Origin of the sequence: Kocuria sp. SL71 (assembly GCF_026672465.1) — a bacterium.
Taxonomy (GTDB): Bacteria; Actinomycetota; Actinomycetes; order Actinomycetales; family Micrococcaceae; genus Kocuria; species Kocuria palustris.
In genome coordinates this window covers 1,503,884-1,520,436 of record NZ_JAPPRE010000001.1, presented here as the reverse complement: position 1 = coordinate 1,520,436, position 16,553 = coordinate 1,503,884, and the positions used below count along the sequence as shown (strand labels likewise).

Annotated in this window: 12 protein-coding genes and 1 pseudogene; 10 read left to right on the top strand and 3 right to left on the bottom strand. The window is 72.2% G+C overall.

What is annotated here, in order from left to right; translation table 11 throughout:
* Window positions 1-53 precede the first annotated feature (53 nt).
* Entirely contained in the window at window positions 54-338 is a 285-nt protein-coding gene (locus OVA15_RS06820; protein ID WP_137802216.1) for a YciI family protein, read from the bottom strand.
* Window positions 339-608: 270 nt separating this feature from the next.
* On the opposite strand from OVA15_RS06820, the gene OVA15_RS06815 reads away from it, so the two are divergent.
* From OVA15_RS06815 to OVA15_RS06795, 5 genes are all read left to right on the top strand, one after another.
* Complete coding sequence (locus tag OVA15_RS06815) at window positions 609-1,409, top strand: biotin--[acetyl-CoA-carboxylase] ligase (RefSeq protein WP_268143940.1); 801 nt, start codon at window positions 609-611, stop codon at window positions 1,407-1,409.
* On the top strand, window positions 1,379-1,492 hold the full coding sequence (locus OVA15_RS06810; protein ID WP_268143938.1) for a hypothetical protein: 114 nt from the start codon (window positions 1,379-1,381) through the stop codon (window positions 1,490-1,492). Before OVA15_RS06815 ends, OVA15_RS06810 begins: the two co-directional genes overlap by 31 nt.
* Complete coding sequence (locus OVA15_RS06805) at window positions 1,489-2,100, top strand: hypothetical protein (RefSeq protein WP_006215018.1); 612 nt, start codon at window positions 1,489-1,491, stop codon at window positions 2,098-2,100. The genes OVA15_RS06810 and OVA15_RS06805 overlap by 4 nt, the downstream gene beginning before the upstream one ends.
* Before the next feature lie 91 nt (window positions 2,101-2,191).
* Window positions 2,192-3,604: an adenylate/guanylate cyclase domain-containing protein gene (locus OVA15_RS06800; RefSeq protein WP_053447704.1), complete on the top strand. Its 1,413-nt coding sequence runs from the start codon at window positions 2,192-2,194 to the stop codon at window positions 3,602-3,604.
* On the top strand, window positions 3,601-4,722 hold the full coding sequence (locus tag OVA15_RS06795; RefSeq protein WP_053447703.1) for a PP2C family protein-serine/threonine phosphatase: 1,122 nt from the start codon (window positions 3,601-3,603) through the stop codon (window positions 4,720-4,722). The genes OVA15_RS06800 and OVA15_RS06795 overlap by 4 nt, the downstream gene beginning before the upstream one ends.
* A 710-nt stretch (window positions 4,723-5,432) precedes the next feature.
* On the opposite strand, the gene OVA15_RS06790 is transcribed toward OVA15_RS06795, so the two are convergent.
* Together OVA15_RS06790 and OVA15_RS06785 are read right to left on the bottom strand one after the other, a co-directional pair.
* Complete coding sequence (locus OVA15_RS06790; protein ID WP_268143935.1) at window positions 5,433-7,598, bottom strand: acyl-CoA dehydrogenase family protein; 2,166 nt, start codon at window positions 7,596-7,598, stop codon at window positions 5,433-5,435.
* A 93-nt stretch (window positions 7,599-7,691) separates the two neighbouring features.
* The gene (locus tag OVA15_RS06785) at window positions 7,692-8,414 is read right to left on the bottom strand and encodes a TetR/AcrR family transcriptional regulator (protein ID WP_268143933.1); all 723 of its coding nucleotides are present in this window, start codon (window positions 8,412-8,414) and stop codon (window positions 7,692-7,694) included.
* A 93-nt stretch (window positions 8,415-8,507) separates the two neighbouring features.
* Between OVA15_RS06785 and OVA15_RS06780 the strand changes: the two genes are divergently transcribed.
* From OVA15_RS06780 to OVA15_RS13245, 5 genes and pseudogenes are all read left to right on the top strand, one after another.
* Window positions 8,508-9,890 carry an acetyl-CoA C-acetyltransferase gene (locus tag OVA15_RS06780; protein WP_268143931.1) on the top strand — a complete coding sequence of 461 codons (1,383 nt, stop codon included), beginning with the start codon at window positions 8,508-8,510 and terminating at the stop codon, window positions 9,888-9,890.
* Between the two features lie 57 nt (window positions 9,891-9,947).
* Window positions 9,948-11,416: pseudogene (locus OVA15_RS06775) on the top strand (3-oxoacyl-ACP reductase).
* A 235-nt stretch (window positions 11,417-11,651) separates the two neighbouring features.
* On the top strand, window positions 11,652-12,464 hold the full coding sequence (locus OVA15_RS06770) for a MaoC family dehydratase (RefSeq protein WP_268143929.1): 813 nt from the start codon (window positions 11,652-11,654) through the stop codon (window positions 12,462-12,464).
* 109 nt (window positions 12,465-12,573) lie between these two features.
* Window positions 12,574-14,844: an NAD-dependent DNA ligase LigA gene (ligA, locus tag OVA15_RS06765; RefSeq protein ID WP_024290094.1), complete on the top strand. Its 2,271-nt coding sequence runs from the start codon at window positions 12,574-12,576 to the stop codon at window positions 14,842-14,844.
* A gap of 528 nt (window positions 14,845-15,372) precedes the next feature.
* Window positions 15,373-16,131 carry a LysM peptidoglycan-binding domain-containing protein gene (locus OVA15_RS13245; protein ID WP_281197046.1) on the top strand — a complete coding sequence of 253 codons (759 nt, stop codon included), beginning with the start codon at window positions 15,373-15,375 and terminating at the stop codon, window positions 16,129-16,131.
* Window positions 16,132-16,553: the final 422 nt, after the last annotated feature.

Sequence of the window (16,553 nt, the reverse complement as noted above, 5' to 3'; positions counted from 1 at the left end):
ACATCAGGGGCTCCGGCAGGGCCGTGCGGGATCTTCCCGTCGGCCGGGTCGGATCAGTCGAGCTGGCCGATCGAGATCTTCCACGGCCGGGCGGTGCGCTCGGTGATCACGCCGACCTCCAGGAGGGGATCGGGCGCCAGCAGCTCGAGCGCGGCCTCCGGGGTCTCGGCGCGCATGAGCAGCAGGGCACCGGCGGGAAGGTCGTCGTCGTAGGGGCCGGCGAGCACCAGGGAGCCGTCGGCGAGCAGCTCGCGCAGGAAGTCGCGGTGGCGCGGGCGGTGCTCGGTCAGGGCCTGCGGGTCCCCGCCGTATACGTAGGTGACGGCGATGATCGCCATGGTGCTCTCCTGTCATGGTCGACGGCGAGCAGTCAGTGGATTCCCCGGAAGTCACCTGCAGGCGCTCCGGGAGCCCGACTACTACTGTGTATGGAACGAACATAGCGGGCCGCTCGGACGCCACGAGCAACCCGTTGCGGATGTCGGCCCAAGGGTGGTCGGCACCGGGCGGTTCGCGGACCGAGGCACTGACAGCACGGGCCTCGCCCACGGCCTCGCCCGGCGGTGGAAGAAGCGGCGGACGAGGCAAGGACCGAGACAGGAGCGACGATGACCCCCACGGACCCCCGGGCCCAGGCCGCCCCTCTGCTCGACGACGCCCAGACCGACCGGCTGGCGGAGGTCCTGCGCTCGCCGTTCGAGGTCCTGCCGCAGATCCCCTCGACCAACGACGAGCTGGTGGAGCGGGCCCAGCGTGCAGCCCGTCGCGGACAGCCGCTGCCCGATCTGAGCCTGCTGGCCGCCGAGCACCAGTCCGCGGGCCGCGGGCGCCTGGACAGGAAGTGGGTCACCGGACCCGGCGACGCCCTGACCTTCTCCCTCCTGCTGCGTCCCGCGCACGGCTCCGGTCCCACGGCTGTGCCGCTGGCGACGCAGAGCTTCCCCTGGCTGACCGTGCTGCTGGCCGCGGCGATCGCCCAGACCCTGCGCGCTCAGGGCATCGAGGCCTCCCTGAAGTGGCCCAACGACGTCCTCGTGGAGACCGGGAGCGGCTTCCGGAAGATCTGCGGCGTGCTGGCTTCGCTCGTGGTCCACGACGGCTCCGTCCCGGCACTCGTGCTGGGCGCCGGACTCAACGTGGCCGTCGCCCCGGAGGGCGCTGCCAGCGTGCGCGGCGAGGGATCGGAGGCCTCGCGCGGCGACCTGCTCGTGGAGATCGCCGAGCGCTTCACCGCCCTCTACCGCCTCTTCGCCGAATCCCCCGAATCGCTGACCGGGCCCGGAGAGCTGCGCGCAGCCGTCGAGCAGCTGCTGTCCACGCTCGGGCGGCGCGTGCGCGCCGAGCTGCCCGGCGGGCAGGCCCCGCTCGAGGGGTGGCCGTGGGCCTGGACGAGCGGGGCGCGCTGCTGATCGACCACGACGGCGGACGCACCGCCGTCTCGGCCGCCGACGTGGTGCATCTGCGCCCGATCGAGGAAGGAGACCGAGCATGAGCTCACGGCTCGAGCTCGGCCCCGGCGAGCAGGTGGTGGTCTCCACGCGGGCCCATGCCAGCAAGCTGTGGCGCCCCCTGGCGGTGCTCGTGATCGCCGTGTTCCTGCACTCGCTGCTCCAGCGTGCGCTCGAGGTCCGCTGGCGCCCCATGGACCAGCCGTGGACGACCGTCCACACCGCCCTGGGCTGGGTCGTGACTCTGCTGCTGCTCCTGGTGATCCTGCTGGCCGTGCTGCGCCCGGTGATCCGCTGGGCCAGGACCCGCTTCGTGCTCACGGACCAGCGGCTGATGCTGCTGGGCCCGTCGGCGCCGTCCGGGGGAGTGCGCATCCCGCTGGCCTGGCTCGTGTCCGTGCACGGCAGCCGCGCCCGCGGCCCCATGGGCGGTGCCGGGATCGGCACGCTGAGTGCGGACTTCGGGCAGGCGGGGATCCTGCGGCTGGGCCACTCGCCGAGCGTCCAGGAGTTCGCCGGCCTGATCGAGGAAAAATCCGCCCGCTTCCGTCGTCAGCAGGGCCCCGGAACCCCCGGACCCGCCTACGGGTGGAGCCCCCAGGCCCCGGGCGGGTATCCTCCGGCGGGGCCGAGCACAGGGGCCGCCTGGTGATCGGCCCGCGCACAGCGGCCCGGCGCGCGACCCCGTCGACGTGCACGACCGCGGCCTCAGAGGCCGGGCGCAGAAGCGGAAGGAGCGCAGCATGACGGATCGCGATCCTTCACGACCAGGCGCGCAGTCCTGGTTCTCGCGCCTGCGCGGGGCCGGCTCCTCGCAGCGACCCGCCGATCCGGCCGCCCGGCCCGCGCAACCGTCCGCAGCCCGGACCGGCTCCGAGGACGGCTCATCGCGGCCGACGACCACGCGCGAGCTGCCCGTCGTGGGCCCCGCCACCGGGAGTCGCCTCGGGCAGCCGCCGGCCGAGGGGTCGAGCGGTCCCTCGGGCGATCCTGCCGCGCATCGGGTGGACGGGGAGCTCGACGAGACCTTCGAGGACCCCGAGGTCGGCCCGCAGACGGCGGCGATCAACCTCAACATGCACAACCCGGTGCAGGCCGATGCCTACGGCTCCCCGGAGTCCCGCGAGGCCTTCCACGGCCTGGAGCACGGTCTGCTGGGCGGTGAACGCACCATGGACCGCAAGCGCGCCGCCCACGCCGGAGGGCTGTCCATCCTCAGCGCCCGCAAGATCTGGCGAGCCATGGGCTTCCCCAACATGAGTGCCGACGAGATCTACTTCACGCAGCGCGACAGCGAGGCTCTGCGCCGGATCTCGGGGATCGTCGAATCGGATCGGCTCTCCGAGGAGGCGGCGCTGTCGCTGATCCGGGCCATGGCGCAGATGACCGACCGCATGGTCGTGTGGCAGGTCGAGGCCATCGTCGAGGACCTCGTGATGAACCGCGGATACTCGGATGCAGAGGCTCGGCAGGAGCTGCTCGAGCTGCTGCCGCGGATCCAGGAGGACCTCGAGTACCTGCTGCTCTACACCTGGCGCCGCCAGCTCAACGGCGCCGTCCAGCGCCTGGGCATGCGCCAGGAGAGGTCCATGGATGCGCCCCAGCCGGATGAGGTGGGCGACGAGTCTGCCTCGCTGCCGCTGGCCCGCGGGATCGGCTTCGCGGACATGGTCTCCTTCACGACCCTGTCCCGGAAGATGAACGAGCGCACTCTCGCGGCTCTCGTGCAGCGCTTCGAGCAGCGCTGCGCAGAGATCATCTCCGCAGGCGGGGGCCGCCTCATCAAGACCATCGGCGACGAGGTCATGTACATGTCGGAGTCCCCGGAGGAGGGCGCGCTGATCGCGCTGGCGCTGCGACGTGCCATCCTGGAGGACCCCGAGCTGCCCAAGACAAGGGTCGGATTCGTCTGGGGGCGGGTCCTCCCGCGCCTGGGCGATCTCTACGGGCCCACCGTGAACCTGGCCTCGCGACTCGTCGCGCTGGCCGAGCCCGGGGGCGTCCTCGTCGACGCCTCCACGGCCTCCGTCCTGGAGGACGACGACAGATTCATCCTTGACCCGCAGCCGCCGCAGAGGGTGCGGGGCTTCGGCGACGTCCGCCCCGTGCGGATCACCGCTGGGACCGGCCCCCAACTGGAAGTTGACTACGAATGAGTGCTCCGCTCGTCATCAGAGCAGGCGCCGCGACCGACCGCGGTCGTCACCGGGAGACCAACGAGGACTCGCTCGTGGTCACCCGGACCATGTGCGCGGTCGCCGACGGCATGGGCGGCCACGAGGCCGGCGAGGTCGCCTCCGCCATGGCCGTGCGCACCCTGGGCGGCTCCGCGCTGTTCAGCTCCCGCAGGCCCGCCGAGGTCGAGGTGCCCGCCGAGCCCGAGCCGCCGGAGGACGTGGCGCGGTTCCGCGAGCGGATCGAGCGCGAGATGAAGCTCGATCCGGAGATCCCGGCCGAGGCCCTCGTGCTGGTGCGCAAGCTGCGTGCGGTGCTCCACCAGGCCGACAGCTCCATCCAGGACGAGCTCGGCGGGCGTGCGGGGACCACCGTCACCGGTGCCTGGCTGGTCGAGATGGGAGGCGATCCCTTCTGGGTGGTCTTCAACATCGGCGACTCGCGCACCTACCGCCTGCTGCGCCCCCAGGGGGAGGCCCCCGCGCCAGATCACGCTGCGGTCGCCAAGCGGGCCACGGATCAGTTCTCCGCCTACAAGGAGGCGGGAGTGGAGGTCACGGACGTCATCCCGATCTCCGACGAGCGCGTGGCGCCGCCGCAGCAGGTCGGCCTGGAGGAGGGCTCCTCCACCGAGCGCCTCACCCCCGTGCCGGGCGCGCCGGAGGCCCCGCAGCCTGAGCTGCAGCAGATCACGGTGGATCACTCGGAGGTCCAGTACCTGGTCTCGATCGGGCAGATCACCCCGGCCCAGGCCATGGTCCATCCGCGCCGCAACGTGATCACGCGCGCGCTGGGCACCGGCCAGGTCTGGGAGCCGGACGTGTGGGTCCTGCCGGCGCGAGCGGGCGATCGCCTGGTGCTGTGCTCCGACGGGCTCACCGGCGAGGTCTCCGTGGCGCACATCGCCCGCGTGGTGCACTCGGTGCCCCACCCCAAGGAGGCCGCCGACGTCCTGGTCAACGCCACGCTGCGCACCGGGGCTCGCGACAACGTCACGGTGATCGTCGCCGACGCCGTGAGCTCGCGCCCGGCCGACGAGGACACCACCACGTTCGTGCCGATCGAGCTGCGCCACGAGCTCGACGGCGGCGCCGCCTAGGTCCGACCTCCATCAGGTCGGCGGCACTGGACCGCCGGCCTGCGCACCGATCCGCACCGGCCCGCACCGCTGCGCGGTGAGCGCTCGGCCTCGCGTCGACGATGCCCGACCTGACGCTGCGTCGCGGAACCTGCGCCGGCCGGCCGCTGCCTCACCGCTGATTCCAGCTCTGCGAGCTCCAGGAACGGCGCCGTGCTGCCCTGGCCCTCTGAAACCGCCGCCCCCGCCCCCATCGAGTGGCGCCGTGGTGTGCGCTGGAGCTCCTCGCTGCACCGAGTGGCCCCGGGGTGTGCGCCGCCGCGTCCAGACGCACACCCCGACGCCACTCGAGGGAGCAGGGCACACCACAGCGCCACTGGATGGGGGATGCGACACCACAGCGCCGCTCGAGGACGGCGTCGAGGAGGCCAGAGCGCATCGAGCGGCCGATCCCTCACCCCACCTCGATCCAGCGGCCGTTTCGTCACCGTCTCAGCGCGGAAGCGGAGAATCCTCGGCCGGTCGATGGCGGAACGGGCCGGATTCGGCCACTGGATGTCGCCGAGGGGATGACAGGGCGGGTTCGACGCCCGACCTGGCACCCGGCCCCAGCGGCCGAGGCTGCGCAGCAGGGGGCGATTGCGGGCATGGGGCGGGGCCCCGGGACCGATGTCCCGGGGCCCCGCCCCTCGTCAGGCTGAGCTCGTGCGGCACGAGCCCAGCCGGTGCGCTCACATGGTCTCGAGCGGCTTGTCCAGCGTGGGATCGGCCTGCGCGGGCGCGGTCTGATCAGAGCTGGGGTGCTCGGCGTCCGAGGAGTCCCGGGACGAGCCCTCGGCCGCGGCGGCCACGCCGGCCGCCTCCTCGGCGGCGCGGTGATCGGCAGCCTCCTGCTGGCGCTGGGCCTCGGCGCCCGAGGCGATCTTGGCGCGCAGCAGCTCCTGCGGGAAGTCGAAGGCCGCCACCACGTCCATGATGTGCGGACGCAGGCGCCCGACCAGGCGCTGCAGGTAGGCATCGACCATGCGACCGCGCATCAGCGACAGGCGGCCGTGGGCCAGGTACCAGTCCAGGTTCTCGTCGATGATGCTCAGCCCGAACAGGTCGCGCAGCCAGATCATGACCTGGCGGGTGCCGTCGTCGTCGATCTCATCCAGCGCCCGGGTGAAGGCCTCCCACTGCAGCAGGTGCCCGTGGGCTCGGGCGGCCTCGATGAGGCGGTTCTGGTTGCGGTCGAAGGCGTCGGCGGCTGCCTGCGGGTCGGAGCGGTCCGCGCCGCGCATGTTCTCGGCGGCCTCCTCGACCATGGTGCGCACGCGATCGGAGAGCAGGCCGTGCTGCGTCTCCGGATCGCGCAGGAAGTTCACCGAGCGGCGGGGGTCGCCGGTGTCGCGCAGGACCTGGGAGAGCCCGCGCAGCCCGGAGCGGCTGAGTGTGGTCTCGGCGGCGCGGCTGGCGGCCCAGCGCGCCTTGCCCGCGGCCGGCAGCGACGAGATGCCCTTGGCGAAGTCGCCGAGAAGGCGCTTGGCCACCAGCTGCATGAGAACGGTGTTGTCGCCCTCGAAGGTCGCGTAGACATCCAGGTCGGCGCGCAGCCCGGTGAGGCGGTTCTCGGACAGGAAGCCAGCGCCGCCACAGGCCTCGCGGCACTCCTGCAGGGAGTCCAGGGCCAGACGGGTGGATGTCGCCTTGAGCGCGGCGGCCATGGTCTCCAGGTCCTGGCGGGACTCGTCGGTGTCGTTGCGCCCGGAGAAGACGCCGTCGAAGGCCTCGAGCAGCTCGTCGTGGGCGAAGCCCGCGGCCAGGACCTTGGCGACCAGCGGGAACAGGCGGCGCTGGTGCTGGTGGTAGTCCAGCAGCACCGACTCCTCCTCGCCCTTGACCGGGGCGAACTGACGGCGCTGCGAGGCGTAGGTCAGGGCGATGTCCAACCCGGCGCGCGCGGCGATGATCGACGCACCGTCGAGGGAGACGCGGCCCTGGACCAGCGTGCCGAGCATCGTGAAGAAGCGGCGGCCCGGGGACTCGATGGGGGAGGTGTAGGTGCCGTCCTCGGACACATGGCCGTAGCGGTCGAGCAGGTTCTCGCGCGGCACGCGCACGTGGTCGAAGTGCAGGCGGCCGTTGTCGATGCCGTTGAGACCGCCCTTGTGGCCGTCGTCCTCGCCGCCGACGCCGGGCAGGAACTCGCCCTCGTCATCGCGCAGCGGCACGAACAGGGCGTGGACCCCGTGGTTCACGCCGTCGACGATCAGCTGGGCGAACACGACGGCCGCGCGGCCGTGCAGAGCGGCGTTGCCCAGGTAGTCCTTCCAGGCCCCGCGGTGGGGCGTGTGGATCTCGAACTCCTGCGTGCTGGCGTCGAAGGTGGCGGTGGTGGCGATCGAGGCCACATCCGAGCCGTGGCCGGTCTCCGTCATGGCGAAGGCGCCCGGGATCTTCAGGGACCAGATGTCCTTGAGCCAGCGCTGGTGGTGCTGCTCGGTGCCCAGGTTCACGACGGCGGAGCCGAACAGGCCCCACTGCACGCCCGCCTTGATCTGCAGCGACGGATCCGCGAGGACGAACTCCTCGAAGCCCGAGAGGTAGGAGGCGGGATCTCCTGAACCGCCCAGGGAGGCAGGCAGCCCGGCGCGCACGGCATCCGACTCGGCCAGGATCGACAGGTTGTCGAAGGTCTTCTCCCGGTGCTCGGACCAGTGGGTGCCCGGGGCGATGTGCAGGCGCGGGTCCGCGGCCAGGCGGCGGGCCTGGCGGCGCTGCTCGGCCCAGCGCCCGGCCAGGATGTCGCGCAGGACGTCGTGGTGGACGACAGCGCTCTCTGCGGCAGGGTCCAGGTGAGGGCCGGCTGCCTGCTCGGCGGCTGCGGTGGTGCTCTTCTCGGCGATGGTGGTCATGGTGTCCTCCTGCGGTGGGTCGGCTCGGCCGCTGTGCGGCCTGTCGGGAGTGCTGGGACGGTTCAGTGCGAGGTCGAGTGAGAGGGCGACGGCTCAGGGCGAGGCGCGCGCCGGGGTCTGGGAGTCAGCGGCATCGGAGCCGGGCGGGGTCGTGCCGGCGATGATCCAGCCGGTGACGATCTCCACGAACTCGTCGAGCTGCGGGCGCTCGTCCCTGCTGCGGTCATCCGGCTCGGAGAGGCTCCAGGACTCTCCGGCGCCGCGGGCCATCCCGACCACGCCGGCGGCCCAGTAGCGGGCCATCGCCGGTTCGAGCCATCGCTCGGTGGGGGCGTGGCGGCGGTGGGCCTCCACCAGCAGATCGGCGACGGCGGCGGCGAAGCGGCCCACGGGGTCCTCGCTCGAGCCGTCCGTGCCCTGGGTCACGAAGCGGTAGACGTCCGGGGCGTTCTCTAGCTGCCAGAGGTACTGCTCCACGATCGTGCGGATCGAGGCGCGGAACGACGGGGCCTCCGCGGCCGCGCTGCGCATCCGCTGGGCCATGCGCTCGACCACGTAGGTGGCCAGCTCGCGGCGCAGGCCCTCCTTGTCCTTGAAGTAGCGGTAGAAGACCGACTTGGAGGTGCTGCAGGCCGCGGCGATCTCCGCCATGGAGGCGCCGGGGCCCAGCTCGGCGACGGCGCGGCGGGACAGCCGCAGCAGCTCGAGGCGGCGCTGCTCCCGGTGGCGGTTCCATCGGCGGGCGCGGCCATCGGCCTGCTGCGGGTCCTCGGCGGTCCCGAGGCGGTTGCGGTGCTGCACTGCTGAGCGGTTCACGATACCGAGAGTATCAGGTACTCTCGGTATCTAGTGACCCAGATCGCAGAAAGATGCGCGATCGTCCGATCCTCGATCCACAGGAGATCCCCCATGACCGCCTCTGCAGCCTCCGAGTCCGTTCCCACCCCCGCAGATCTCGCCCGCGGCGCCGAGACGGGGGAGGCCGCCCCCCGCCTGCGCTCGGCGTGGGTCGTGGCCGGCGACCGCATCCCGTTCGCCAAGTCCGGCGGCGCCTACGCCCAGGCCTCGGTCCAGGACATGTTCACCGCCGTGCTGGACGGCCTGGTCGCACGCACCGGGCTGGCCGGACAGCGCCTGGGAGCCGTCGCCGGAGGTGCTGTGCTCAAGCAGCCCAAGGCCTTCAACATGGTCCGCGAGTCCGTGCTGGGCTCCGCACTGGATCCGCGCACCCCGGGCATCGACGTCCAGATGGCCTGCGCCACCGGCATGGAGACCACTTCGCTGATCGCCAACAAGATCCGCTGCGGCCAGATCGACGTCGGGATCGCCGGAGGTGCCGACTCGGCCTCGGACGCCCCCATCGTCGTGGGCGAGGGCCTGCGCCGCGTGCTGCTCGAGCTGAACTACGCCAAGACCACCGGCGCCAAGCTCAAGGCCCTGTCCAAGCTGCGCCCCGGCGATCTCGCCCCCGTGGCCCCCGGTGTGGCCGAGCCGCGCACGGGACTGTCCATGGGCGAGTCGCAGGCGATCACCGGCAAGAAGTGGGGCGTGACCCGCCAGGCCCAGGACGAGCTGGCCGCCGCCAGTCACCAGAACCTCGCCGCTGCCTGGGACCGCGGCTTCTTCGACGACCTCGTGACTCCGTTCCGCGGCGTCCGCAGGGACACCACACTGCGTCCGGACACCACCGCCGAGAAGCTCGCCGGGCTCTCCCCGGTCTTCGGCAAGTCCCTGGGCGAGGCCTCCATGACGGCAGGCAACTCGACTCCCATGACCGACGGCGCCTCGGCGGTCCTGCTGGCTTCCGAGGACTGGGCGCGCGAGCACAAGATGCCGCGCCTGGCCGAGATCGTGGACGTCGAGTCGGCGGCCGTGGACTTCGTGGACGGTGACGAGGGCCTGCTCATGGCCCCCGCCTACGCCATGCCGCGCCTGCTGGCTCGCCAGGGGCTGCGCCTGCAGGACATCGACCTGGTCGAGATCCACGAGGCCTTCGCCTCCACGGTCGTGGCCACCCTGACCGCCTGGGAGGACGAGCAGTTCTGCCGCGAGCGCCTGGGCCTGGACGAGCCGGTCGGCCCCGTGGACCGCTCGCGCCTGAACGTCAACGGCTCCTCGCTGGCGACCGGACACCCCTTCGCCGCCACCGGCACCCGCATCGTGGCCTCGCTGGCCAAGGAGCTCAAGGCCCGCGCCGTCGAGCTGGGCCGTCCCACCACCGGCGTGATCTCCGTGTGCGCCGCCGGCGGCCAGGGCGTCGTGGCCCTGCTGCGCGCCCAGCCGCAGGACTGACCCGCCGGCAGCACACACCTCCGAGACCTCGCACGCACTCCTTCGAAAGGCCCTCGCATGCCCAAGACCCCGCGCTGGACGCGAACCCTGACCGACCTGCGCTCGTCGCAGGACGCCTACCTGGACGTCGTCGCCACCGGCCCCGGCCGCTCCGTGGCCGGCGCTCTGGGGCTGCCCGCCCCGGTGTCGCTGACCCGCCACGAAGCCGGGAGGCCGGAGAAGCCGCGCACCGTGCTGGTGATCGCGGACGAGTCGTCGTCGGCTGATGCCGATGCCCTCGCCCAGGCGCTGAGCGCTCGCGGGCACGACGTCCGCCGGGATGCCCAGGCCGTCGCCGAGGGATCCGAGCGGATCCAGGCCGCGCTGCTGGTGCTGAGCCAGGCGCACGGGCCGTCGGATCTCACGGCGCCGTCGCTGTCGCTGGGCTCCGTGCTGCGCCGGCTCGACCGCGGCGCCCGCGTGGTGGCGGTCTCCCATGCGGCGGAGGGCGTGGCAGCAGGCTCGGCCGTCGCCGTGTCAGCCTCGGCCGTCGAGGCCGGGACCGAGTCCGTGCGCCGCAACGCGGCCCGGCAGGGCGCGGTCGGCCTGGTCCGCTCGCTGGCCCAGGAGATGCGCGGAGGGGCCACCGCCAACGGCATCGTGGTGGCGGAGGGCATCGCCGTCGATGCCCCCTCCGTGCTCGGCGGCCTCGACTTCCTGCTCTCCGGACGCAGCGCGTTCGTCTCGGGGCAGTTCCTGCCCGTCACCTCGAGGCCGGACCCGCCTCGCTGGCTCAGGCCGCGCTGGGGGAGACGCCGCTCGAGGGCCGGGTCATCGTGGTCACCGGCGCCGCCCGCGGGATCGGCGAGCAGATCGCCCGTCTGCTGCACGCGCAGGGCGCCCAGGTCGTGCCGATCGACGTCCCGGCCGCCGGTGACGCCCTGGCCAAGCTGGCCAATGCGATCGGGGCCGCCTCGCTGCCGCTGGACGTGACCGCCGATGACGCCGGCCAGCGCATCCTGGAGCACTGCCGGACCCGGTTCGGGCGGATCGACGGCATCGTGCACAACGCCGGGATCACCCGAGACAAGATGCTGGCCAACATGGATGAGGGCCGCTTCGCCTCGGTCCAGGCCGTCAACGTCGAGGCCCCGCTGCGGATCACCCAGCAGCTGCTGGCCGACCCGCTGGCCCAGGGGCTGCGGGTCGTGGGGCTCGCCTCCACCTCGGGCATCGCGGGCAATCGCGGGCAGACCAACTACGCGGTCTCCAAGGCCGGCGTGGTCGGGATGGTCGCCGCGCTGGCCCCGGAGCTGGCCGCCGGCGGCGGCACCGCCAATGCGGTGGCTCCAGGCTTCATCGAGACGGAGATGACCGCCAAGATCCCCATGGCCCGGCGCCAGGTCGCCCGCCGCCTGAACTCCCTGCAGCAGGGAGGCCTGCCGGTGGACGTCGCCGAGGCCATCGCGTTCCTGCTCTCGGATGCGGCAGCCGGGATCTCCGGGCAGACCCTGCGCGTGTGCGGGCAGAACCTGGTGGGAGCGTGAGCATGCACGACCAGCAGACGCACCTCGACGGCGCCGATCGCGACGTCGTCCTCCTGCCCGAGCTGCCCGCGCTCGGCCCGCTCTACGCCCGGGCGGCCGGGGATCGGCACTCGGCGCGGGCACCCGCACGGTCCGCGGCCTGTGGGCCAAGGCGGCCGGCGCGATCCCTGGGCTGGGCTCGGGCAGCGCCTCCTCCGGCGGGACTCGGCTCGAGCTGCCGGCGGTGGACCTGCTCGTGGCCGACGTCCCCGTCGACGACCAGGCACACCGCGGCTTCTGCGATGTGGTCGGGGCCCCGATCCGCACGCGGCCCGACGGCGGCGTGGAGGCCTTCAGCGGTTATCTGCACGCGCTGTCGTTCCCCGCAGCCATGGCGCTGCTGACCCGCGAGGACTTCCCGCTGCCGCTGCTTGGGCTGGTGCACCTGTCCAACTCGGTCGTGCACGAGCTGCCGCTGCTGGTGGGCGAGCACGTGGGCATCACGGTGCGCGCCCAGAACCTGCGGCCGCATCGCTCCGGGGCGCAGTTCGATGTCGTGGCGGAGCTGCGCACCGAGGACACCCAGGAGCTGGCCTGGACGGGGACCTCCACGTACCTGGCCCGGGGCGTGCGCCTGCCGGAGGCGGAGAAGGTCGAGCAGGCATCGCGTCCGGAGTTCGAGGCGCCGCTGCCCACCGCCCGCTGGCAGCTCGGCGCCGACACCGGTCGGCGCTACGCGGCCGTCTCCGGGGACGTCAACCCCATCCACCTCAGCGGGGCCTCGGCCAAGGCGCTCGGGATGAAGGGCGCGATCGCCCACGGCATGTACACGGCCTCCCGCGCCCTGGCCATGGTCGATGCCCCCGCGCCGCTGCGGTGGGACGTCGAGTTCGGCGCCCCGCTGCTGCTGCCCGGCGCGCCGTCCGTGGCGGTTCAGCGCGACGGACGCGGCACCGAGCTGCGCACCGCCGAGGTCGCGGTGTGGGATGCCCGTCGCGGCCGTCCGCACGCCGCGCTCAGCGTGCGCAGGCTCGACGAGCACTCGCGGCGCCGGCACGTCGCCTACTGAGCTCTCCCGGGAGCGCTCTCGGATCGCCGGGGCGGGCAGGATCTGCGGGTCCTGCCCTCCCCGGCGTCGTCGACGCCGTGTCGTCGGAGCAGTGCGCCACAATGACGGGGTGAGCCAGCAGAACAGGACCGCGGCGCAGGCCGCGAACGCAGCCGAGCAGGACCAGCCCGTCGAGATGTCCGCGGAGGAGATCCCGGCGGACGCCCTGCGGGAGGAGTACGCCGAGCTCGTGGAGCGCGTGCGCCAGGCGCGGGTCGAGTACTACCAGCAGGATGCCCCCACCGTCTCGGATGCCCAGTACGACCAGGACTACCGGCGCCTCGAGGAGCTCGAGTCCCTGCACCCGGAGCTGCAGTCGAACGACTCGCCCACGCAGGAGGTCGGCGGCGAGCCCTCGGCGGCCTTCGCCCCGGTGCGCCATCTCGAGCGGATGTACTCGCTCGAGGACGTGTTCTCCATCGACGAGCTGCGCGCCTGGCTGGAGCGCGCTGAGACCCAGGTCCAGACCCTGCACGGGGCCGCCGAGCTGCGCTGGCTCACCGAGGTCAAGATCGACGGCCTGGCCATCAACCTGCTCTACCAGGACGGCCGCCTGGTCCGGGCGGCCACCCGCGGCGACGGCACCACCGGCGAGGACGTGACCCACAACGTCGCCACCATCTCCACCATCCCGCAGCAGCTGCGCGGTGAGGACCTCCCGCAGCAGATCGAGATCCGCGGCGAGATCTTCATCTCCACCCAGGACTTCCAGAAGGTCAATGAGCAGCGCGTGGAGGAGGGGAAGGCCCCGTTCGCCAACCCGCGCAACGCGGCCGCCGGCTCCCTGCGCCAGAAGGATCCGGCGGAGACGGCCAAGCGCCCGCTGTCCATGTACGTCCACGGCATCGGCGCCGCCGAGGGCCTGCAGATCAGCGCCCAGTCGGAGGCCTACGACCTCATGGCCGCCTGGGGGCTGCCCGTCAGCCCGTACTCGCAGGTGCTCAGCAGCATCGATCAGGTCGTGGCATACATCGACGAGTACGGCGACAAGCGCCACTCGCTGGATCACGGCATCGACGGCATCGTCGTGAAGGTCGACGACCGCGCCACGCAGCGCCAGCTCGGACACACCTCCCGCACGCCGCGCTGGTCGGTGGCCTACAAGTATCCGCCGGAGGAGGTCCACACCAAGCTGCTGGACATCCGCGTGGGCGTGGGCCGCACCGGGCGCGTGACCCCGTACGGCGTGATGGAGCCGGCCCTCGTCGCCGGCTCCATGGTGGAGATGGCCACGCTGCACAACCAGGACGTCGTGCGGGCCAAGGGCGTGCTGATCGGGGACACCGTCGTTCTGCGCAAGGCAGGAGACGTCATCCCGGAGATCGTCGGGCCCGTCGTCGCCCTGCGCGACGGCACCGAGCGCGAGTTCGTGATGCCCACCCACTGCCCGTCGTGCGGCACCGAGCTGCGCCCGGCGAAGGAGGGCGACGTCGACATCCGCTGCCCCAACGCGCGCTCGTGCCCGGATCAGCTCAAGGAGCGGGTCTTCCACGCGGCCGGTCGCGGCGCCTTCGACATCGAGGCGCTGGGGGAGGAGGCCGCCGTAGCGCTGACGCGTCCCGCCGAGCCCGCCGATCCGCCGCTGACCTCGGAGGCCCAGCTCTTCGATCTCTCCGCCGGGATGCTGAAGGACGTGAAGATCGAGCGGCAGAAGCGCGGCGCGGGGGCCGAGCCGGGAGACACCGAGCTCGTGCCGTACTTCTGGACCAAGGGCAGCGCCAAGCACCCGTCCAAGCCCAGCGCCAACACGGTCAAGCTCTTCGACGAGCTCGCCAAGGCCACCTCCCAGCCGCTGTGGCGCGTGCTCGTGGCGCTGTCCATCCGGCACGTGGGCCCCACGGCGGCGCGCTCGCTGGCCACGGCCTTCGGCTCCATGGACCGGATCCGCGAGGCCTCGGAGGAGGATCTGGCCGCCACGGACGGCGTGGGCCCGGTGATCGCACGAGAGGTCATCGACTGGTTCCAGGTGGACTGGCACCGCGAGATCGTCGAGTCCTGGGCCGCTGCGGGCGTGCGCATGGAGGACGAGGTCGACGACTCCGTTCCCAAGGTCCTCGAGGGCCTGACCATCGTGGTGACCGGCACGCTCGAGGACTACTCCCGCGACTCCGCCAAGGAGGCGATCCTCACGCGCGGCGGCAAGGCCTCGGGGTCCGTGTCCAAAAAGACCGACTTCCTGGTGGCCGGCGCCTCGGCAGGATCCAAGCTGGAGAAGGCCGAGTCGCTGGGGGTCACGGTGCTGGACGAGGCCGACTTCACGCGGCTGCTCGCGGAGGGCCCGGAGGCCTTCCAAGCGCCTTCCGGGGACGCAGAGGAGACCGAAGTCCATGAAGGCGACTGATTGGTCAACGAAAGTGAGCAGGATCTCCCGGCAGTTCTGAGTCTGCTCTGACCAGCGCCGTTGCAGGCGATCGAGGCCTTCCGGGGAGGTCGCTGGTCCCGCTGGAGCTGTCCGCTCAACAGCGGGTCGTGACCTGACCGTGACCTTGCTGTTATGGTGCTGTGACCTCGCGAGGCGCGCCGGAGATCCGGGCGGATCGCGGAGGGAGGGAGCGGCTCTCGCGGTCGTCCCGCTGAAGGGACCTGGATCCTCGGGGGTCAACCTTTCAGATTGGCACAGATCACAGCTCAAAAGGGTTGCCAAGCCGAATCGTTACGGTAATGTGATCTTCGAACTTCCGGAGCGAGCCTGCGGGCATCGATCCAGCACCTCGACTGCTCGTCGAGTGCCACACGAAATCCAGGTTGCAGTCAGCCGTCATCGCTGTCGACAGCTGCATCCCAGACCCAGACCATCTGAACGGAAAGACAGCGACGCTATGACGCCGGGGACGGCACGAGCGGAGACGGCGCCGTCATGGAGCCTGTCGTGAAGAAGAACATCAAGAACACCATTGTCGCCGGCACCGCCGCTGTCTTCGGCGGCGCAGCCCTCCTCGGTGCGGCTGCCCCCGCACAGGCCGCCGACAAGTGGGACCAGCTCGTCGAGTGCGAGGCCAGCGGCGACTGGAGCGCCAACACGGGCAACGGCTTCTCCGGCGGCCTGCAGTTCACCCCGTCCACCTGGGCCGCCTTCGGCGGCTCCGGCAGCGCTGCGAACGCTTCCGCAAGCGAGCAGAAGGCTGTGGCTGAGCGCGTGTTGGCCGAGCAGGGCTGGGGCGCATGGCCCGCCTGCTCCGCCAAGCTGGGCCTGTCCGGCGGCTCGGGCTACTCGGGCGGCGCTGCTGCCTCCACCCCGGCCCCCGCCGCTGAGACCCAGGTCTCCACCCAGTCCGTCGAGACCCCGGCTCCGGCTCCGGCCGCTGAGGAGGCCCCCGTGGAGCAGGCTCCCGCCGCTGAGGCGCCCGCCGCCCAGGCCCCCGCCGCTGAGGCGCCCGCCGCCCAGGCCCCCGCCGCTGAGGCTCCGGTCGCCGAGCAGGCCCCGGTCGTCGAGTACACCGCTCCGGCCGCTCCGGTCGCCGAGCAGCCCGCCGTTGCCGGCGCCTACACCGTCGCCTCGGGCGACACCCTGGGCTCCATCGCGGCTGCCCACGGCACCGACTGGGAGACCCTGTTCGCCGCCAACCCGGACACCGTGGCTGACCCGAACCTGATCTTCGTGGGCCAGACCCTGAACATCCCCGCCTGATCCACTCGATCAGCCTCCGCACCGACGGAGAGCTGACGATCATCTGATCGTCAGCAGGGACCGAGAAGCCCCGCAGCGTTCACGCTGCGGGGCTTCTCGCATGTCCTCAGGAAGCTTCGGGACCCCGGGAGCTCGCCGAGCGCCGAGTGGTGCGCCTCTTCCACTGGCTGGAGTCGGCACGCACCCCGCTCAGCGCATCGATCGGCCCCAGATTGTGATGTGGGCGCCTGTGGCACATCGAGTGGTCTCGGGCTGTGCTCACGGGGCCCCGCGCAGATCGAGTGGTGCCGCAGTGCGGCTCTGGGGCCTCAAGCGCACATCACGGGGCCAGTCGATGGGGACCGGCACACGCTCAGGCAACTCGATGGTCGTGACCGCGACGGTGGCTGACGGGAGCACACACGGAGACCGCTCGAGGACGG